The 20,224-nt window shown below is 64.9% G+C and carries 16 protein-coding genes; 6 read left to right on the top strand and 10 right to left on the bottom strand.

The window, feature by feature from the left end:
- Window positions 1–52: 52 nt before the first annotated feature.
- The 10 genes from hydA to fadI all read right to left on the bottom strand — a co-directional run bounded on the left by hydA (window position 53) and on the right by fadI (window position 13,537).
- Window positions 53–1,477, bottom strand: coding sequence for a dihydropyrimidinase (gene hydA / locus CK627_RS14600; protein ID WP_095592711.1), 1,425 nt, complete (start codon window positions 1,475–1,477; stop codon window positions 53–55).
- Window positions 1,478–1,594: 117 nt separating this feature from the next.
- Window positions 1,595–2,812 carry a YgeY family selenium metabolism-linked hydrolase gene (locus CK627_RS14595; RefSeq protein ID WP_005301172.1) on the bottom strand — a complete coding sequence of 406 codons (1,218 nt, stop codon included), beginning with the start codon at window positions 2,810–2,812 and terminating at the stop codon, window positions 1,595–1,597.
- Between the two features lie 117 nt (window positions 2,813–2,929).
- Window positions 2,930–4,129 carry a diaminopropionate ammonia-lyase gene (gene dpaL, locus CK627_RS14590; protein ID WP_095592710.1) on the bottom strand — a complete coding sequence of 400 codons (1,200 nt, stop codon included), beginning with the start codon at window positions 4,127–4,129 and terminating at the stop codon, window positions 2,930–2,932.
- 127 nt (window positions 4,130–4,256) lie between these two features.
- The gene (gene ygeW / locus CK627_RS14585; protein ID WP_010633902.1) at window positions 4,257–5,444 is read right to left on the bottom strand and encodes a knotted carbamoyltransferase YgeW; all 1,188 of its coding nucleotides are present in this window, start codon (window positions 5,442–5,444) and stop codon (window positions 4,257–4,259) included.
- 428 nt (window positions 5,445–5,872) lie between these two features.
- Entirely contained in the window at window positions 5,873–7,807 is a 1,935-nt protein-coding gene (locus CK627_RS14580; protein ID WP_095592709.1) for a sigma 54-interacting transcriptional regulator, read from the bottom strand.
- A gap of 215 nt (window positions 7,808–8,022) precedes the next feature.
- A complete protein-coding gene (locus CK627_RS14570; protein ID WP_095592708.1) occupies window positions 8,023–8,907 on the bottom strand; it encodes an AEC family transporter in 885 nt (294 codons plus the stop codon).
- Between the two features lie 11 nt (window positions 8,908–8,918).
- Window positions 8,919–9,476 carry a YaeQ family protein gene (locus CK627_RS14565; RefSeq protein WP_005301189.1) on the bottom strand — a complete coding sequence of 186 codons (558 nt, stop codon included), beginning with the start codon at window positions 9,474–9,476 and terminating at the stop codon, window positions 8,919–8,921.
- 192 nt (window positions 9,477–9,668) lie between these two features.
- Window positions 9,669–9,809 (bottom strand): TIGR02808 family protein, encoded by a 141-nt coding sequence (locus CK627_RS14560; protein ID WP_005301193.1) that lies wholly within the window; start codon window positions 9,807–9,809, stop codon window positions 9,669–9,671.
- A gap of 294 nt (window positions 9,810–10,103) precedes the next feature.
- Window positions 10,104–12,227, bottom strand: coding sequence for a fatty acid oxidation complex subunit alpha FadJ (gene fadJ / locus CK627_RS14555; protein ID WP_095592707.1), 2,124 nt, complete (start codon window positions 12,225–12,227; stop codon window positions 10,104–10,106).
- Window positions 12,227–13,537 (bottom strand): acetyl-CoA C-acyltransferase FadI, encoded by a 1,311-nt coding sequence (gene fadI, locus CK627_RS14550; protein WP_017782779.1) that lies wholly within the window; start codon window positions 13,535–13,537, stop codon window positions 12,227–12,229. The genes fadJ and fadI overlap by 1 nt, the downstream gene beginning before the upstream one ends.
- A 193-nt stretch (window positions 13,538–13,730) precedes the next feature.
- Between fadI and CK627_RS14545 the strand changes: the two genes are divergently transcribed.
- Genes CK627_RS14545 through CK627_RS14520 form a run of 6 tightly spaced genes read left to right on the top strand, consistent with a single transcriptional unit; the run spans window position 13,731 to window position 20,213 of the window.
- Entirely contained in the window at window positions 13,731–14,681 is a 951-nt protein-coding gene (locus CK627_RS14545) for an AAA family ATPase (protein WP_017786153.1), read from the top strand.
- 34 nt (window positions 14,682–14,715) lie between these two features.
- Window positions 14,716–15,606, top strand: a complete 891-nt coding sequence (locus CK627_RS14540; protein ID WP_167385360.1) for a DUF58 domain-containing protein — start codon at window positions 14,716–14,718, stop codon at window positions 15,604–15,606.
- A complete protein-coding gene (locus tag CK627_RS14535) occupies window positions 15,591–16,178 on the top strand; it encodes a DUF4381 domain-containing protein (RefSeq protein ID WP_095592705.1) in 588 nt (195 codons plus the stop codon). The genes CK627_RS14540 and CK627_RS14535 overlap by 16 nt, the downstream gene beginning before the upstream one ends.
- On the top strand, window positions 16,175–17,185 hold the full coding sequence (locus CK627_RS14530; RefSeq protein WP_095592704.1) for a VWA domain-containing protein: 1,011 nt from the start codon (window positions 16,175–16,177) through the stop codon (window positions 17,183–17,185). Before CK627_RS14535 ends, CK627_RS14530 begins: the two co-directional genes overlap by 4 nt.
- Entirely contained in the window at window positions 17,185–18,675 is a 1,491-nt protein-coding gene (locus tag CK627_RS14525; protein ID WP_095592703.1) for a VWA domain-containing protein, read from the top strand. Before CK627_RS14530 ends, CK627_RS14525 begins: the two co-directional genes overlap by 1 nt.
- Window positions 18,672–20,213, top strand: a complete 1,542-nt coding sequence (locus tag CK627_RS14520) for a BatD family protein (RefSeq protein WP_095592702.1) — start codon at window positions 18,672–18,674, stop codon at window positions 20,211–20,213. The genes CK627_RS14525 and CK627_RS14520 overlap by 4 nt, the downstream gene beginning before the upstream one ends.
- The last annotated feature ends 11 nt before the right edge of the window (window positions 20,214–20,224 follow it).

Here is a 20,224-nt window from a genome sequence, read left to right as displayed (position 1 = left end):
CACCTTTCGTTGTTCGCATAAGTTTGCGGGTTAGCCTGTTTCGAACGGATTGTCAGCCTGCCACTGTGGGACAAGGCCAGTGCAGCTCCGGTGCCAAGGCCGGGTCAAAGGGCGCTCTGGCCAGAAAGCGGCCGTGACCGCGTTGCCCCAGAAACTCGCCATCGCGGGCGACTATCTCGCCGCGACTCAGGGTCAGCCTGATCTGGCCGGGGCAGCGCATCCCCTCGTAGGGGCTGTAGTCACCGCTGTCGTGTAGCGCGGCGTGACGGATCAGTGTCTCGCCACGGGGATCCATCAGCACCAGATCGGCGTCAGACCCAAGTTGCAGGTTGCCCTTGCGCGGCCAGAGGCCAAACAGGCGCGCCGGGTTGGCGCTGGTGAGGGCCACGAAGCGCGACGGCGAGATGCGCCCGCCGAGCACTCCGTGGGCAAACAGCAGCAGCATCCGGTTTTCGACCCCAGGCAAGCCGTTGGGGCAGCGGCTGAAATCGCCGCCCGAGAGGGTCATGCGCTGGACGTGGGAGAAGTTGCAGTGATCGGTCGCCACCGTGTCGATGTCGCCAGCTGCGATGCCGACCCACAGCTTGTCCTGCTCGCTGCGCCCACGCAGCGGCGGACTCAGCAGATAGTCGACCCCGTTCTCCTGGTAATAACACTGCTCATCGAGCAGCAGATATTGCGGGCAGGTCTCCACCCAGACCGGCTGGCCCTGCCGGCGCGCCAGTTTCAGATACTCCAACCCCAAGCCGTTGGAGAGGTGAACGATATAGAGCGGCGCATTGCCAGCGAGCCCCGCCAGATTGATCATCCGGGCGATCGCCTCCGCCTCACACTCCAGCGGGCGGCTTTGCGGGTGATACCAGGGTTCATGGTGACCGGCGGCCAGCAGGGCCGCCCGGCGCGCCGCAATGGCGGCGTCATTCTCGGGGTGAACGGTGGCAAGCGCCCCCACCTCTTTGAGGCGGGCCAGGGCGCGCAGCACGTCGTGATCCCCCAGCTTGTACTGGTAGGTAAGATAGAGCTTGAAGCTGCTGATCCCCTCCTCCTGCACCATGGCGGCCATCTCGTGGAGGATGGCGTCATCCACATGCTGGACAACGCCATGAAAGCTGTAGTCGATCACCGCCTGCTCGGCGGCGTAATCGTGATAGCGGGCCAGCTGGTGATGCAAGTTGCAGCCCGCCGGGCCAAATCCCATGTGATCGACGATGGTGGTAGTGCCACCGCAGGCGGCGGCACGGGTACCGCTGAAAAAATCATCGCAACTGCGGGCAATCCCCACATCGATGTTGAAGTGGGTGTGGACGTCGATGCCGCCCGGCATCACGTAGCAGCCGCTGGCATCGATCAGCTCGGTCTCGCCATCGGGCTCGATAGCGGCGGCGCGCTCAAGGATCACCCCGTTCTCGATCAGCAGATCCTGACGATATTCACCCTGCGCATCGACCAGCACACCGTGTTTGATCAGCCGTTTCATCCTCACCACCTCGCACATCAGCTCGCGTCAAACAGCAAGGCCCCGCCTGCGAAAGACGGGGCACTGGCCACACATGCAACAGCCGGGCGGTGATGGCAGTCACTGCCCGGCAGACCCTTACTTGTCCAGCTCGGCCAGATAGAGCATGGGGATCACGGCGTACATGGCGGCGCACTTGACCAGATGCTCCTTCCAGGTCTTCTCGTTCGGCGCGTGGGCTTCCGGCTCTTTGCCCGGGCCAAAGCCGATGACCGGGATGCCGTGACGACCCATGATGGAGACCCCGTTGGTCGAGAAGGTCCACTTGTCCACCACCGGCGCCTTGTTGAACAGTTGGGTGTACGCCTTGGAGAGGGTCTTGACGGTGATGTGATCCTCTTCCACCTTCCAGGTCGGGAAGTAGCACTCGGTCGGGTAGACCAGGCCGGTGTAGGCCGGACGGTCGTACTGGTACATGGAGACCTCGGCACCGGCGGCTTGCACCGCAGGCAGGGCGCGGATCTCGTCGAGCGCCCCTTGCCAGGTCTCACCCCAGGTGAGGCGGCGGTCGATGGAGACGGCACAGCTGTCCGCCACGGCGCAGCGGCTTGGCGAAGTAAAGAAGATCTCGGAGACGGTCAGGGTGCCCTTGCCGAGGAAGTCGTCGTTGCCGAGGTTGTGACTCAGTTCCTGCAATTCGCCGAGGATCGGGCCCATCTTGAAGATGGCGTTGTCACCGCGCTCCGGTGCGGAGCCGTGGCAGCTGACCCCCTGCACCTCCACGCGGATCTCCATGCGGCCACGCTGGCCACGGTAGATCTGGCAGTCGGTGGGTTCGGTACTGACCACGAACTCGGGGCGGATCTTGCTCTGCTCGATGATGTACTGCCAGCAGAGGCCGTCGCAGTCCTCCTCCTGCACTGTGCCGGTCACCAGCAGGGTGTACTCGTCTTCCAGCCCCAGATCCTTGATGATCTTGCCGGCATAGACCATGGAGGCCATACCCCCTTCCTGATCGGAGGCGCCGCGACCACCGATGATCTCGTGATCCTCCATCCCCTCATAGGGGTCGAAGGTCCAGTTGGCCATGTTGCCGACGCCCACGGTATCGATGTGGGCATCCATGGCGATCAGGTGCGGGCCGTGGCCGATATAGCCCAGCACGTTGCCCATGGGGTCGATCTCCACCTTGTCAAAGCCAACCTTCTCCATCTCCTGCTTGATGCGCAGCACCACCCGCTCTTCATCGCAGCTCTCGCTCGGGATGGCGATCATGTCGCGTAGGAACTGAGTCATCTCGGCCTTGTACTGGTAGGCCTTCTCCAACACCATTTCAAACGGAATTTGCTTGCTCATTGTGTCTCTCCATAACCAACCTGGGGGTACAGGAGTACGCCTCCCGCCCACTACTCGTCATGGCACCCGCCGGGCACCATCATTTTCAATTCGTGCCTCTTTCATTTGCAGGCGGGATTACCCGCAGGCAGGGTGCTTGCCTTCCCACACCACTTCCCGGTAATGGGCCACGTCGGTGTCCCCTTCGGTGTTGATCACCAGCACCACCGACTGCTCATCGAGCCCCAGCCGGGCCATCAGCGCCGCGCGATCCGGGTGGTGACGCACTGCCGCCAGCACGCCGGTACCGAGCGAGCCGGACTCGCCGGAGATGATGCGAGGGTCATTGCCAAGGGGATTGCCCAGCACCCGCATACCCAGCGCCGATACCTTGTCGTGACAGGAGATGAACTGGGTGGTGCAGCCACGCAGCACCGGCCAGCCGAGGGGATTGGGTTCGCCGCAGGCGAGACCGGCCATGATGGTGCGCATGTCGCCCCCCACGTTGACCATCTCCCCCGCCACGCCGGAGCGGTAGATGCAGTCGGCCTGATCCGGCTCGATAACTATGCTGTGCAGGTTCTTCGCCCCGAAGCAGTCCACCAGATAGCCGAGCACGCCGCCCGCCAGCGCCCCGACCCCGGCCTGCAGCAGCACGTGAGTGGGCTGTTGGATGCCCATGGCCTGCATCTGCTCGACCGCTTCGTCGGCCAGGGTGGCGTAGCCCTGCATGATCCAGGTCGGGATCTTGGTGTACCCCTCCCAGGCGGTGTCCTGCACTATGTACCAGCCGCGCTCCTCGGCCATCTTCATGGTGAGGCGCACGGTGTCGTCGTAGTTCATGTCGGTGACGATGCACTCGGCCCCCAGCGCCAGGATGTGGTCCACCCGCTCCTGGGCCGAGCCCTTGGGCATGTAGACCACCGCATGCTGGCCCACCTGCTTGGCGGCCCAGGCGACGCCACGACCGTGATTGCCGTCTGTGGTGGTGGCGAAGGTCATCGGCTCCTTGATGGTGCGCTTGATGAGATCGAAGGTGAAATCCTCCACCGCCACCCCATATTTTTCACAGAGCAGGTTGGCGATGGCGTAAACGCCACCCAGCATCTTGAAGGCGTTGAGGCCAAAGCGTTTGGACTCATCCTTCACCAGGATGTTCTTCACCCCGATATAGGCGGCGAGCGCTGTCAGATCGCACAGGGGGGTGGGCTCATAACCGGCCAGTTTTTTATGAAAGGCGCGGGCCTTTTGCGCCTCGGCACGGGAAAACAGGGGCAGCGACTCACCGGTAAAGAAACGGTTATCGGCAATCTCCATCTTCAGGGAAAATTGGGACATGAATACCTCGCAAAGAGTCATCTCGCCGGGGATCATCGAGTGAAAAGCGCCCCGGGGAGAGAACCCGTGACAATAATTGCGTGATGACGACGGCCGGGCGGGACTTATTTCCCGCCCGGCCAGGCCATTATTTGACGCGTTTTTGCGCCTCTTTTATCAAGCCTTCGAGGGCGGCGCCCGGTGCCGAGAATTTACGGGCGACAATCATGGCGGCGATAATATAGGGCTTCCAGCTCGCCTCTTTATAAGTGGCGATCCGGTATTTCTCGAATACCCCTTCACTCACTTCCCCTTCCTTGCAGGAGACGCCGGAAATATCCGCCGGCAGGCAGTGCATATAGAGCGCCTCGCCCCCCTTGGTGAGGGCCATCATCTCTTCGGTGCAGTGCCAATCTTTGTGCTTGGCGTTTTGCGCCAGGCAATGCTGCTCCAGCTCTTTCAGGCCTGCGTGATCGTTGGCCCGCAGCAGCTCGGTGCGCTGTTCCATCACCTTGTAGGGAGCCCAGGACTTGGGATAGACGATGTCGGCATCCTTGAACGCCTCTGCCATGGAGGTGACCTGGCGGAAACTGCCGCCGGAGGCCTTGGCATTCTCCTTGGCCACTTCGATCACGTCCGGGATCAGGTCATACCCTTCCGGGTGGGCCAGGGTCACGTCCATGCCAAAGCGGGTCATCAGGCCGATGATGCCCTGCGGCACGGAGAGCGGCTTGCCGTAGCTCGGGGAGTAGGCCCAGGTCATGGCGATCTTCTTGCCCTTGAGGTTCTCGAGGCTGCCGAAGTGCTCCTGCAACCAGGCGAGATCAGCCATGGACTGGGTCGGGTGATCAATGTCGCACTGCAGATTGACCAGCGCCGGACGCTGGGGCAGCACCCCCTTCTCGAAACCTTCGTCCAGTGCGGCGCCCACTTCGCGCATGTAGGCGTTGCCGGCCCCCAGATACATGTCGTCGCGAATGCCGATGGCATCGGCGCAGAAGGAGATCATGTTGGCGGTTTCACGGACGGTCTCGCCGTGGGCAATCTGGGACTTGCCCTCGTCCAGATCCTGCTGGGTCAGGCCGAGCAGGTTGAGGGCGGAGGCGTAGGAGAAACGGGTACGGGTGGAGTTGTCGCGAAACACCGAGATGCCAAGACCGGTATTGAACAGCTTGGTGGCGATGTTTTCGGCGCGCAGTCCCTTGAGGGCCTCGGCCAGTTTGAGCACCAGCGCCAGCTCCTGAGGGGTCTGCTCCCAGGTCAGCAGGAAGTCTTTTTCATGCAGGTTGGACTTGAGTTCATTGATCTCTTTGATTAACTGATTCACTGCTTTCATCGTTAGCCCCAATCTGTTGATGAGAAATGCATTGCTCCCCTTCCACTCACAGGTCACCGAAACAAGGGCCATTGGGTGAGTTCATCGGTCAGCGTCAAATAAGGGCAATCAATAAGCGTGCCAACGCATAAATAAGCGGGAAATAACCAGAAAAGGCGTCTTGAATGTGAGCCGGCGCACAGCCTGAGGCTATATATCGCCCCGCCAAGGCTGTTAAGTCTGCTTATTTTCAAGCTGATGACTGAGCGCTGCTGAAATAGCGCGAGAATAGGGTGAGAGAAGGCCAAGCCGGCCCTGATAATTATCAGTCCGGCTATCACCAGAGCCTGCCAATTGATAGAAAGCGGGGCCACATTCTCATAATGATAACGCCGCGATTGTCGATCGCGGCGCGGTCAAGCGGGGCCGCCAGGCGACCTGCTGCGGGATCAGGCCTGCACGGCTATCTCGTACTTCTTTATCTTGCGATAGAGGGTGGCGATGCCAATCCCGAGTGCCTGGGCGGCCAGCTTCTTGTTGCCAAGGCGCAGCAGGGTCTCCTCTATCATCTGCTTTTCCATGTTCTCCAGCCCGTTTTCACCAAGTGGCAGCGCCAACCCGCGCTCGACCTGGCCGGCCCCCGGCTCTGGCTGGCTTGCCTCTGGCGATGACCAGGGCGCCCCCGTAGCCGATGCCGGGTTGCCAGCGGCAGGGCTGAGCGCAGGGTCGGCCAGCACACCATGGGGATAAGGGTCGGGCGAGAGCGGCATGGGCGCGATTTGCGCCGCGCTCCGAGGCGGCTCGTCCGCCCCACTGCGCTGGTTGCGCAGGATGTTGGGGGGCAGCAGGATGCTCTCGATCACCTCCCCCGCCTGCACCACGTTCACCAGGTACTCGATGAGGTTGCTGAGCTCGCGCACGTTGCCGGGCCAGCGGTAGCCTTCGAGCAGAGCCATCACCTCCGGGCTCAGCCCCGGATACAGCAGGCCGATGCGGCTGGTGTGCAGGTTGAGGAAGTAGTGGGTCAGCAGCGCCACGTCCCCCTCCCGCTCGCGCAGGGGCGGCAGGTGGATGGGAATGACGTTGAGGCGATAGAAGAGATCCTCGCGAAACTTGCCCTCGGCGATGTACTGCTCCAGATGCTGGTGGGTCGCGGCTATGATGCGAATGTCCACCGGCACCGGCCGGCTGGCGCCGATGGGGGTTACCTCCCGCAGCTCCAGCACCCGCAGCAGCTTGGCCTGCATGGTGAGCGGCATGTCCCCTATCTCGTCGAGAAACAGGGTGCCCTGCTGGGCGGCCTGGATCAGCCCCTGCTTGCCGGTGCTGGAGGCGCCGGTGAAGGCCCCCTTCACGTAGCCGAACAGCTCGCTCTCAAGCAGCTGCTCGGGGATGGCGGCGCAGTTGATGGCGATGAAGGGCTTGTCGCGGCGAGGGCTGAGCCGGTGAATGGCGCGGGCCACCACCTCCTTGCCGGTGCCGCTCTCGCCGCACACCAGCACGCTGGAGGGGCTCAGGGCGATGCGATGGAGCAGCTTTTTCAGGGCCCGCATCGGCTTGCTCTCCCCGATCAGCATGCTGACTCCCTCGTCTGGCTCCAGCGGCGGGTTCGGTGTGCCGTGGGACTGGTGAAACGCCATCAGAAACAGCTGCTGACCCTGTACGTGGTGCAACTGGCCGATGATCAGCTCCTGACGATCCCCCAGGGTGACGATGTGCTGCAGGTGGCCAGTCAGCCCCTGCTGGGCAAAGGTGAGCGGGCGCAGCCCTATTTCGCAGCCCAGCAGCGCCTCCTGCTGGCAGTTGAGCTGTTTGAGCGCAACCTCGTTGGCGTAGAGCAGCTGGCTCTTCTCGTCGAGCAGCAGGCAGCCCTGATCCATGTGGTTCATCAGGCTCAGGAAGACCTTGTTGACCCCCTCCGACAGCCCGCGCGAGTCGAGCAGCTTGGCGACGAAGATGCTGGAGATGTGCTGCACATAGTCGCACACCTCCTGCAGGTTGTTGTTGAGGCGGGCCTGCTGCTCCGGGTTGAAGGCCACCAGGCTGATCACCCCGATGCAGTTCTCCTCCACCATGATGGGCACCCCGAGGAAGGCCCGCTCCCGGCAGCTCTCCTTGCAGCTGCACCCCTCGCAGACCGGATCCTCGCTGGTGTGGGTGACGATCTTCTCGCGCTGATGCTCGATGACGTAGCGCAACAGGCGGGAGTCCCCCTCCAGCTGGCGACCGAAGAACTTGCCGTAAGGGCCGGTTCCCGCCACCCGCACCATGTTGGCGTCCACGATTTCCACTTCCAGTTGCAGCACGCTGGCCAGCATCTTGGCAAAGCGCAAAATGGTGGGCTGGATCTGCATCAACAAACATTGGTTACTGACGGACATCATGTTGTAAATCCCCTGGCTCCCACCCCGGGTGGGATTCATGCTGGCCAGATACTATGCCAATTCGACAGCAGCGACTTCGCCGAGGATCACGAAAAGGGAACTTGCACCCGCCCCGCTCCCCGGAGTGAGAGCTGGCGCAGGCTGAGGAAGAGAAAAGCCAAGGAGCAGGCAGCCCACATCATCCGGTGTGCGCTAAAACGACGAGAAGGGCCGGATCAGTTGCCCAGATGCAGGGCCAGCCAGACTGCCAGCGGGATCACCAGCACCGAGAGCGCATTGCCGCCGAGCACGATACTGGCCACCTTCTCGGGCTGGCACTGGTACTGCTCGCACAACATGTAGTTGAGCACCGCCGGCGGCAGCGCCACCGACAGCATCAGAAGCGGGATCCAGGCCGGTTGCAGCGGCAGCAGCCAGACCGCCAGCCCCAGGGAGATACCGCCGGCCAGCAGATAGAGCAGGTTGCACTTGAGGGCGAGCCCCAGGTGATCCAGCTCCCCTTCCATCAGCCGGATACCCAGGGCAAACAGCATCAAGGGCACCGAGATCTGGCCGAGCAGAGAGGCGCTGGTCACCAGGTACTCGGGCAGCGGAATGTGCAGATTGGCCACCAGCAGGCCCGCCAGGGCGGCCCACAGCACAGGGCTGCGTAACCAGATCCAGCGGGAGGTGTTGGCCGAGAGGATGAACATGCCCACCGAGAAGTGGAGCAGGTTGGAGAGCACGAACAATATGATGATGGCGCCCAGCTGCTGCTCGCCGAAGGCCAGCACCATCAGCGGAATGCCGAGGTTGCCGGTGTTGCGAAACATGGCGGGCAGGATCAGGGCCGGTCGACTGATGCTGCTAAGCCTGAGCAGGGAGAGCAGCAGCCCCGGCAGCAGGATCACCAGGGCCCCCGCCGCGATGAGCGACAGGTGGGCCATCAGATCCAGCGGGTATTTGACCAGCGCCGAGAACACCAGCGCCGGGGTGAACAGCTCGATATTGGCCCGGTTGACGTAACCCAGCGCGCCGCCCGGACGCAACCTGCCGTAGAGGGCGCCAAGCCCCACCACCGCAAACACCGGAATGACGATATTGAGCAGCGCGCTGAACATGGGCGAGTCCTTTACAGTTCGCGGGCGGGGGTTCCCATCAGCAGCACGGGATCCAGAGTCACTTCCTGGCGGCCGTTGCTCACCCAGAGCTGGCCGTCGGAGATGGTGCAGGTGAGCTGCATGGTGCGCTCCACCATCTCGGTCAGCGGCAGGGTCTGGCTGTCGGAGAGCTCAATCACGGTGAGGTTGTCGTGCAGGCTGAGCTTGCCCTGGTTCTGCTTCCACCAGACGCTGGTGCCACGGCCGCCGTAGAGGTAGAGCACCACATGACGGGAGCGGTTGCACGCCTTCTTGAGACGGCGCTCGTCGGGCTGGCCGAGCTCTACCCAGAGTTCAATCTCGTCGGAATAGTTCTTGCGCCAGAGCTCGGGCTCGTCATCGGCAGAGAGGCCCTTGGTGAACTCCAGTCGCTCGGCGGCGTGCCAGGCGAAGGCCGCCAGCCGGATCATCATCCGCTCGTCGGTCTCGGAGGGGTGACGGGCCAGGGTGAGAGAGAAGTCCTGATAGAGATTGCGATCCATGTCGGACAGGCTGAGCTGAGCCTTGAATACGGTTGCCTTGAGAGCCATAGAGAACCTTGAATACCTTGGGAAGCGGGCCGAAACGAAAAACTGCGCGCCAGTGTAATCAAAATCGGCGGCCGGTTCGACCTCAAGCAGCACAGATTTGGCCCGGCTCGCGCAGATAACGCCCTGTAGAGGCTCAAAAAACAAATGCCAGTCCGAAGACTGGCATTTGGCGGTATGAACGAAAGAAGCGGATCACTTCTCGGCGGACTTGACCCCGAAGGCATTGAGCAGCAAGCAGCAGGTCACTGCCACCGCTACAAACCCGCTCAGGAAGATAAAGGGCATGGCCCCGTATCCCAATACAGTCCAGATGGTTTGTTCAAGCAGACTCATTATGTGTCCTTCATCCAGTGAAATGGGTGTCCCTTTCGTGACGGGGTTATTCCCCGTTCCTGATGATGCTATTTGACCCCAACCAGCGCCTGAGTCCTATGCCACCAAAGTAATAAATAGGGGGCTACTTTGCGTTGGATCAACAATTTATCCCTTGCCGAGGAAAAATATGGACGCAATTCAACCCGTTGTCAGCCTGCTGCCCTCTCCTCTCCCATCGCTGCGCCAAAAAGAAGGAGGCGACCCCGGGGTCGCCTCCTTGTCGGTTGGCCTGTTGCCGCGAGCGGCGCACCCTCAATAGAAGCGCTGCTGCTCGGCCGCCATCGCCTTGAGGCGATCGCAGGGGGCGAAGCGGTCGCCATGGCGTTTCTGGTAGTGCTCAAGACGCGCCACCAGGTGCTCGATGCCAAGGCTGTCCATGTAGCGGAACGGGCCCCCCAGGAACGGCGGGAAGCCGATGCCGAAGATGGCGCCGATGTCGCCATCGCGGGCCGAGGCCACCACGCCGCTGTCGAGCGCCATGGCCGCTTCGTTGAGCATCATCAGCACGCAGCGCTCGGCGATCTCCGCCTTGGCCTGTTTGGCCTGGGGGCTGACGCCCAAGACGCCGTAGACGCTGTCGTCCACCTTCTTCTTGCCCTTGGCGGTTTTGCCGTAGAGGTAGAAGCCCTTGCCGTTCTTGCGCCCCTTGCGATCGTTTTGCAGCAGCTTGTCAAAGGCCGCCGGCGCCTGGAAGCGCTCGCCCCCCAGCTCTTTCTCGAGGATCGGGGAGATCTTGGCGCCCACGTCGATCCCCACCTCGTCCAGCAGGGTGATGGGGCCCACCGGGAAGCCGAAATCGAGCAGGGCACCGTCCAGCACCTCCACCGGCTCCCCTTCCAGCACCAGGCGCGCTGCCTCGTTCATGTAGGGGGCCAGGATGCGGTTGACGTAGAAGCCCGCCTCGTCCTTGACCACGATGGGGGTCTTGCCTTGGGCGCGGGCGAAGGCCAGGGTGGAGGCAACCGTCTCGGCACTGGTGCCGGCGTGGGGGATGATCTCCGCCAGCGGCATCTTGTCCACCGGGCTGAAGTAGTGCAGCCCCACCACCCGCTCCGGGTGCGCCGCCGCCGAGGCGATCTGGTGGATAGGCAGGGAGGAGGTGTTGGAGGCAAACACTGTGTGCTCGCCACATTCGCGCTCCACGTCCTGCACCATCTGGTGCTTGAGGGCGAGATCTTCGAACACGGCTTCCACCACCATGTCGACCCGGTGGAAACCGGAGTAGTCGAGGGTGCCGGTGAGCAGGCTCATCTGCTTCTCAAGCTCGCTGCGCAGGATATGACGACGCTTGAGCTTCTTGGCCAGGATGTCGTAGCTGTAGCGCATGGCGTTGCCGATGCCGGCACTGGCCACGTCCTTGATCCGTACCGGTACGCCCGCCTTGGTGGCGGTGACGAAGGCGATGCCGCCCCCCATCAGACCGCCGCCCAGCACGGCGGCATGACCCACCTTGCGCGGCTCGGCCCCCTGATAGGTGACCTCCTTCTTCATCTCGGTGGTGGCGAAGAAGATGGAGCGCAGGGCGGCGGATTCGCTGGTCATCACCAGCTCGCCAAAGTGGCGGGATTCGGCGGCAAGGCCGGCCTGCATCCCCTCTTCCACTCCGATGCGCACCACCTCCAGGATCAGCTCAGGGGCCGGGTAGTTGCCGCGGGTCTTCGCCTTCACCCCCTTGCGGGCCTGATCGAACAATACCTTGCGGCCCAGCTTGTTGGTCTCCAGCAGCTTGCCCTGCAGATCCCGCTTGAGCTCGTGGCGGGGCTTGCCCTTCTTGGCCAGCTTGATGGCGGCCTCCAGCAGGATGGAGGGGGGCACCACATCGTCCACCAGCCCCAGTTTCCTGGCCTGCTTGGCCCGCACCTGCTTGCCGGTCAACATCAGATCGAGCGCCTTAGCCACCCCGATGAGGCGCGGCAGACGCTGGGTCCCGCCGGAACCCGGCAGCAAGCCCAGTTGCACCTCGGGCAAGCCGAGCACCGTCTTGCCGTGATCGGTGACCACTCGACCATGACAGGCCAGCGCCAGCTCCAGCCCACCACCGAGGCAGGGGCCGTGAATGGCGGCGATCACCGGGATGGGCAGCGACTCGATCTCGGCAAAGATTACCTGCCCTTCCCGCGACAGCGTCTCGGCATCCTTGGCGCTGGTACAGGCCGCCAGCATGCTGATGTCGGCGCCGGCGATGAAGGAGTCCTTCTTGCCGGAGACCACCACCAGGCCGATCAGCTCTTTATTGGCTTTCACCTCGGCCAGCACCGCGCGGATCTCGTCCACGAAGGCGGCTTTGAGGGTATTCATGCTCTCGCCCGGCACATCCATGGTGAGAATGCCGATGCCATCCTGGCGCACCGCCAGGGAAAAAGTCTTCTCGCTCATCACTCTACCTCCAACACCATGGCCACGCCGAGACCGCCCGCCGCACAGGCGGTGTTCAGCCCCAATCCTCCTCCCCGACGCCGCAGCTCGTGCAGGGTCTGGGTGATCATGCGCGCACCGGTCGCGGCAAAGGGGTGACCATAGGCCAGCGAGCCACCGAGGACGTTGAATTTGTCCATGTCCACTTCGCCGATGGCCTGATCACGGCCCAACTTGCTCTGGGCAAACTCGTGGCTTGCAAACATCTTGAGGTTGGCCAGGGTCTGGGCGGCAAAGGCTTCGTGCATGTCGATCAGAGTGAGATCGCTGAGCGTGATGCCGGCGCGGTCCAGCGCCAGCGGGGTGGCGTAGGAGGGGCCCATCAGCATGTCCTGCCACACATCGATGGCAGAAAACGCGAAACTACGGATATAACCGAGCGGCTCGAGACCGAGCTCGCGGGCCCGCCCTTCGCGCATCAGCAACACAGCGGCGGCGCCGTCGGTGAGCGGGGTGGCGTTGGCGGCGGTGACGGAGCCGTGCAACCGGTCAAACACCGGCTTGAGCTTGGCGTAGCTCGCCAGATCCGAGCTTTCACGGATGTTGTTGTCTCGCTCCAGCGGCGCCTTGTAGGGGGGCACGTGAGCGGTGAACACCTCGCCACTCAACTTGCCATCGGCCCAGGCCTGAGCGGCCAGGGTGTGGGAGCGGTGCGCCAGCGCGTCTTGCGCCTCGCGGCTGATCTGGTGGCTCTTGGCCATCTGCTCGGCGGTCTGGCCCATGGAGAGACCGGTGGAGTACTCGGCCACGGCGGGCGGCACCGGCAGCAGATCCTTGACCCGCAGCTGGCGCAGGATATTGAAGCGCTGCTGCAGATTGCGCGCCTTGTTGAGATCCACCAGGGCGCGGGCCAGCTTCTTGCTCACCCCGATGGGCAGCACGGAGGAGGAATCGGCACCGCCGGCGATGGCGATGTCCACCGTGCCGGCCATGATGGATTCGGTGACGTTGGCGACGGCCTGGAAACTGGTGGCGCAGGCGCGCGACACGCTATAGGCATCGGTGCTGACGCTCATGCCGGTGCCGAGCACGATCTCGCGGGCGATGTTGGGGGCTTCCGGCATCTGTACCACCTGGCCAAACACCAGCTGGTCGATGAGCTTGGGATCGAGATCGGTGCGAGCGAGCATCTCGCTCACCACCAGTTTGCCCAGATCCACCGCAGGCACGCCGTGAAAGGCGGTGGCCTGCTTGGCAAAGGGAGTGCGCAAACCCGCCACGACGGCAATCCGTTCGCCCTGGCGAGTCGTCAGTTTCAATGGCTCTTTCATCCTGGCTCCTTGGTTAAACGAGAAGACTAAAGGGAGAGGTCTGACCTCATTGCGCCACATCTTAACAATCCACTCACAAATTTCATACGGCTGATTGAAACTAAATTGCCGCCATCTTGGCCCCCTCCCTCGCCCTTGTGCGCCAACTGGAGTATAAAAAGATCAACTTCTATGAAAACAACGGGTTTATTGCATGGCAGCGGCCGAGTTCAGACAGCTTGGGGACTATCTTGGTAGTCAGATTCTGGGACAGGGCCCCCTCATCGAGGGGCTGCTGATCGCCCTGTTATGTGAAGGACATGTGTTGATCGAGGGCGCCCCCGGTCTTGCCAAGACCCGGGCCGTCAAGGCGCTGGCCGGCGCGGTGGAGGGGCGCTTCGCCCGCATCCAGTTCACCCCCGATCTGCTGCCCGCCGATCTCACCGGCAGCGAGGTGTTTCACCCTCAGGATGCCAGCTTCGTGTTTCAGCCCGGCCCCCTCTTCAACCATCTGGTGCTGGCGGACGAGATCAACCGGGCGCCGGCCAAGGTGCAATCCGCCCTCTTGGAGGCGATGGCCGAGCATCAGATCACCGTGGGCAAGAAGAGCTGGCGCCTGCCGCCCCTCTTTATGGTGGCCGCCACGCAAAACCCCATAGAACAGGAGGGGACCTATCCCCTGCCGGAGGCCCAACTCGATCGCTTCTTGCTCAAGCTGCTGGTGGACTACCCGAGCCCCGCCATGGAGCTGGCCATCCTCCAGTTAAACGCCCAGGGCGACACCCTGCCGGCGCCGCCGCTCACCCTGAGCCAGGCCGATCTGCTGGCGGCCCGCAGCGCGGTGCAGGCGGTGCAGATGCAGGGGCGCCTCGAACACTATCTGGTGCAGCTGGTCTGCGCCACCCGCCCTGGCAGCGGCCTGTGTCCGGAGCTCGAACCCCTGGTCGCTGTTGGCGCCAGCCCCAGGGCCAGCATAGGTCTGGCCAGAGCGGCTCGCGCCAGGGCCTGGCTGGCCGGGCGGGATTTCGTGCTGCCCGAAGACATTCAGCAGCTGGCGCCGGCCGTGTTGCGCCATCGCCTCATTCCCAGTTATCAGGCGCTGGCGGACAACCTCGACAACGAAGCGCTCATCACCCTGCTGCTGGATGCGATCCCATGCCCCTGAGCTCGCTCGCACCCTCTGCGCAGGCCCTGCTGTCATGACGAGCGCCGCCGATCCCCTCGCCCATCCCGATATCGCCCTGCCGCTTGCCAGGTTGCTGGCGATCAGGCTGTGGGCCCGGCAGGGGCCGCGCTCGCGTATTCAACCGGTGGCGCAGGGGCGGCTTGGCCGCACGCCGGGGCTCACCTTTCGCGAGCTGCGCGCCTATCAGGCCGGCGACGAGGTGCGCCACATCGACTGGCGGGTGACCGCCCGCCTCGGTCGCCCCTATACCCGCCTCTACAGCGAAGAACAGGATCAGGCCCACTGGTTGCTGCTCGATCTCTCCCCGGCCATGTACTTCGGCTCACGCCACCAGCTCAAGGCACGCCTGGGCTGCGAGCTGGCCGCCGCCCTGCTCTGGCAAGGGGAAAAGCAGGCCAACACCCTGATCTGCCACGGCGTGGAGACACACCTGCAACATCAGCGCGGCTCTCTGGTGCCGCTGCTGGAGGCCCTCTGCCACCACTACCGGCTGGGGCTGGCACGCACACCGCCACTCCACGCCCTGGCCCATACCCTGGCCCGGCTCAACCTGCCCCACGGCGCCAGATTGACCCTGATCACCGATCACAGCCCTCTCGATGAGGCGCTCTGCCGCCAGTTGCAGCTGCTCGGTCGGCGCCACGACATTCATTGCTGGCAGATCCGCGATCCACTGGAGGCGGCCCTGCCCGCCCAGGGCCGTCTGGCGGTGCGGGCCGGCCAGCAGAGCGGCTGGCTCGAGGCCGGCGAACCCGGGTTTGCCTTGCGCTATCAAGCAGCCGCCGAGCTGCTGGCCCGCCAGAGCCATCAGCAACTGCTGCCGCTGGTGCAGCGCCTCTACCGACTCGACAACGGCCAGCCGCTGCAACGCCAGTGGCAGGAGGGGGCATGCCGCCAATTCTGAACTGGCTTGCCAGCGCCGTGCCGGGCAGCAATGTGCCCACCTCCCCGCTGGCGGCGCAGCTGCGCGACATTCATCCCGGCCCACCGCTGCAGCTCGCCTCTGATCCCCGCCTGCTGGGCTGGTGGTGGCTGCTGATCGCCCTGCTGGTCGGCACCTTGATCATCCTCGGCGTGCAGAGCCTGCTGCGTTATCGCCGCTGGCGGCGGCAGCTCGACTGGCAGGCCCCCGATCTGGTACCCAGGCTGCAGGCCGTGATGCGCGAGGCCGTGCTTCCCCGCTGGCCCGAGGCGGCTGCCCTGCAGGGCGAGCCCTGGCTCGTCTTTCTTGATTCTTTGGGGCTCGATTCTCTGGGGTTCAATTCTTTGGGGGGCAGCCGTTTTCGCGAGCTGGCCCCGCACTGGTCTGCCTGGCTCTACGGCGGTCAGAGCCCGGATGCGCAGCAGCGTCAAGCGCTGCGCCGGGCCTACCTCGCCTGGGGACGTCACTGCATCTGCCCGCCAGCCTGGTTGCTGGCGCTGCGCACTCGCTGGCGAAGCCGCACAAGAGATGCGCACATCCGGAGGCAGCCATGATCCTCGCCTGGCCCTGGTTTGCCCTGGCGCTGGTGCTGCCGCTGCTGGTGCGCTTCGGCCTGCCGCCCCGCCCCAGCGGCGCAAACGCCCCCGGCGTGCTGAACCATGCCGGCTTTCCTCTGCTGCGCCCCCATGCCAGCCAGCCCCTGTGGCGGATGGCGCTGTGCTGGTGCGCCCTGGTGCTGGCGCTCTGCCGCCCCCAGTGGCAGGAGCCGCCTCAGGTGAACTATCAGAGCAGCCGGGATCTCATCCTGGCGGTGGATCTCTCCGACAGCATGCGCACCCAGGACATGCTGGACGACGGGGAGCAAAAAAACCGGCTCAGCGCGGTGCGCCAGCAGATAGACAGGCTCATCGCCGCCCGCCCCGGCGATCGCATCGCCCTCATCGTGTTCGCCGACCACGCCTACCTGCTCTCGCCTCTGACCCAGGAGACCAACGCCCTGCTCGGCCTCACCCGCGAGCTCGATTTCGAGCTGGTGGGGCGCACCACCGCGCTGGGCGAGGCCATCCTGCTTGCTCGCCAACACAAGGCTCCCAACCGCTCCACCGCCCTCTTGCTGGTCACCGACGGGCGCAACACCGCCGGCAGCGCCGATCCCCTCAGCGAAGCCAAACGAGCCGCCGCCGCAGGCATTCGCCTCTATACCCTGGGGGTGGGCGCCGATCCGGATACCTTTGCCGAGGCGATGGCCCCCGCGCTGGCCCCGGCCCAGAGCGATCCCAGCGCCGAGCTGGACGAGGCCCTCTTGCAGCAACTGGCCGAGGTGGGCCATGGCCGTTACTTCCGCGCGCGCACCCAGGGGGATCTCGAGGCCATCAATCAGGCGCTGGATACCCTGGAACCCGTCGCCACCGCGCAAACCCGTTATCGCCCCAACGTGGAGCTCTACCCTTGGCCGCTGGCGCTGGCCTGGCTGCTGCTGAGCTGGCCAGCCCGTTTGCGCTGGCCGGTGCGGCTGACTCGCAAGGCCTTGCCTGATCAGCCGTCCCGAGGCGCCCCATGATGGAGCTCACCCTGCTGCGCCCACTCTGGTTGCTGGCCCTGCTGCCCTGGCTGTGGCAGGGGTGGCGCCGTCGCCGCCAGGCCCCGCTGCTGGCCCCCGCCATGCAGGCCTATCTGCTGCCGGGGCAGCGGCGCCAGCGCCCCTGGCTCTGGCTGGCCTGCCTGCCGCTGATCCTGGCCTTGAGCGGCCCGGCCCTGCGCCAGCAGAGCCTGAGCGTGCCAAGCCCCGCCCTCGACATCTGGCTGCTGGATCTCTCCCGCTCCATGCTGGCCACCGACCTGTTGCCAGATCGAGCCACCCGGGTGCGGGTGCTGCTGCAGGATCTGCTGGCCGACAGGGAGCGGCAGGAAGCGGCCCATCCCATCGCCCTCATTCTGTTTGCCGGGGATGCCTACCTCGCCATGCCACCCACCCGGGATCAGCAGGCCATCGCCCTGCTGCTGCCAGACCTGCGCCCGGCCATCATGCCAAGACAGGGCAGTACGCCCGAGCGCGCCGTGGCACTGGCGCTCAAGCAGATCCCCGCCGGCCGGCAGGCCCGCCTGCTGCTGATCACCGATGACCTGACCGCCCGTCAGGCCGAGCGGATCAAGGCGAGCTGGCCCTGCCAAGGCAACCTCTTTTGCCACCCCGAAGTGCAAGCCCGTCTCGATATCCTGCTGGTCAACGCAGGCCAGCCCAGTCAACTGCCCGCCACTCTGGGCGGCGGCCTTGGCCGCGAGCTGCCCGCCCCGGATGTGGCAACGCTGCAGCAGCTGGCCGACGATCTCGGCGGTCAGCTGCAGTGGCTGCAGCAAGGATTGCCGCGCTTTGCCCCCCTGCCCATGAGTCAGACCACAGGCGCGCACCAGGCGCAGGATCTCGGCCCCTGGCTGCTGCTGCCCCTGCTGCCGCTGGCACTGCTGGCCCGCATCGGCAGCCTCTGGCTGGTGGTAATGGGGACACTCTTGCTGACGCCCCCCTCCCTGCAGGCCAATCCGGCGCTTGCCAGCATGCCTCCCGGCGGGGACAACCTGGCCTGGCAGGCCTTCTTGCAGGGGCGCTATCAGGAGGCGGCCCGCACCTTTGCCGATCCCGTCTGGCAGGGCAATGCCTGGTATCGGGCCGGCGACTACGCCCGGGCCGTTGCCGCCTACGGCCGGGCCAACAGCGCCACAGCCCACTACAACCGGGGCAACGCCCTGGTACAGCTGGGCCAGTTGGCCGCCGCCGAGCAGGCCTATCTGGCGGCGCTGGCACTGGTCCCCAACCATGAAGACGCGCTTTACAACCTGGCGCTGCTGCGCGCCCAGCCGCCCGCGGCAGCACCAGAGTCGCAGGATCCCAAGCCTGTCGATCCCCCCGAACAGGCCGCTACCCCGGATGTCCCGCTGCCTCCATCTCCCCCCGTACTGCTGCTGGAGCAGCGGCTGCGCAAGGAGGATCAGCGCAGGCGCGAGCAGGAGGCCGACAAGGGCCTTCTCCCCACAAGAGGGGAGGATCCCTGGTGACGCGCCTCTTTGCCCCTTGCCATGCGCTCTGCCTTCTGCTGCTCTGGCTGCTGCCGGCGCAGCTCTTTGCCGCCCCGCCCCGGGCCGAGCTGCTGCCGGGTGCCGATCGCCGCGACTGGCTGCTGATCATCGAAGCGGACGGCGAGCGCCAGAGCGATGAACTCGCCATCACCCCCCTGCTGCGCCGCTTTGCGGTGGGCAAGGTGACCATGAGCCGGGTCACGGCCCCACAGCAAAACCTGACCCGCTGGCAGATCCCCCTGCACCTGCTGGACGACGCAGAGCAGCAGGTGCCGGCTCTGTCGCTGGGGACGGAGCAGACCCCGTCCATCCCCTTTCCGCCGCGCTCCGAGAGCGGCAGCCTGGTGCCAGCCCCTGCCATCTCCCCCATCGAGTTGCAGGCCCGGGTGCTGCAACAGGGGCCGCTCTACCCAGGCCAGCCCTTTGTCTATCAGCTCAGCCTCTGGCTGCCCGCCAACATGGAGGCCCCCAACCTCACCGAGCCGGCCAGCGATGCCTTCACCATCCGTCGTCTCGGCAACGATCAGTGGCAGCCCCCGGCGAGCCCCGGCCTGCCGGGCCGGCTGACCCGCAGCTGGCTGCTGCAGGCCAGGGAAGCCGGGCGCCATCCGCTGGAGTCCCCCCGCTTTCAGGGGCGTTTGCCGCAGGATGACGGCGGCAGCGACCCCCTCTCGGCCCGGGCGGCCACCCTGTTCGTGCAGATCGACGAGCCCCCGCTGCAACCGGTGGCGAGCCGGCTCACCCTGAGCCAGCGGTTGGATCCCCCCACCGGCGCCAGGGCGGGCGAACCGGTGATCCGCTCCCTGACCCTCACCCTGGAGGGGGGGGATGGCAGTCGCCTCACCCTCTCCAGAGTGCTCGGGAGCACAACCCTGCCCACCGGCGTGCAGGCCAGACCGGATGGAGAGCAGCAGCAGGAGCGCTATCTCGCCGAGGGGACGCTGCGCTTCGAGCGCGAGTGGCGTCAGGCCCTGACCGTCGACGAGCCCGGCGACTACCTGCTGCCCGCCATCGAACTGGCCTGGTTCAACACCCAACACAAGCGCATCGAATACGCGCGCCTGCCCGCCGTCCCCTTGCACATCACCGCAGGGGCGCAGGGGGAACCGACCCGGGATGGGCCGAACGACGAGAGCCTGCGCTGGGTCATCTGGGCTCTACTGCTGCGCGCCTGCTGGCGCCACGGGCCGCGCTGGCACGCCTTTTATCGCCTGCAGCGGGCGCTGGCCCGCACCGAGGCCGAGCCGATCCGCCAACACCTGCTTGGCTGGGCCGCCCTGCGCTGGCCACAGCCCCATCTTCGTCTCGACACCCTGCCCTGTCGCCGCGATCCCGCCCTTGCGCCCCACTTCGCCGCCCTGGAGCGAGCCTGTTTTGCCGCCGTCTCCCCCGCTGGCCATAGTGGGCACGACTGGCGCGGCTTTGCCGCGGCCCTATGCGGCCATGAAACTTTTGCGATAGCCTATGGCCTCAGGCAACTGGCCCGGATCGGTGGATCCGGGCCTTCATTCAAATAAGGAAGCCCAGC

The organism is Aeromonas dhakensis, from assembly GCF_002285935.1.
GTDB classification, from domain to species: Bacteria; Pseudomonadota; Gammaproteobacteria; order Enterobacterales; family Aeromonadaceae; genus Aeromonas; species Aeromonas dhakensis.
This window is presented reverse-complemented; position numbering and strand designations above follow the sequence as displayed.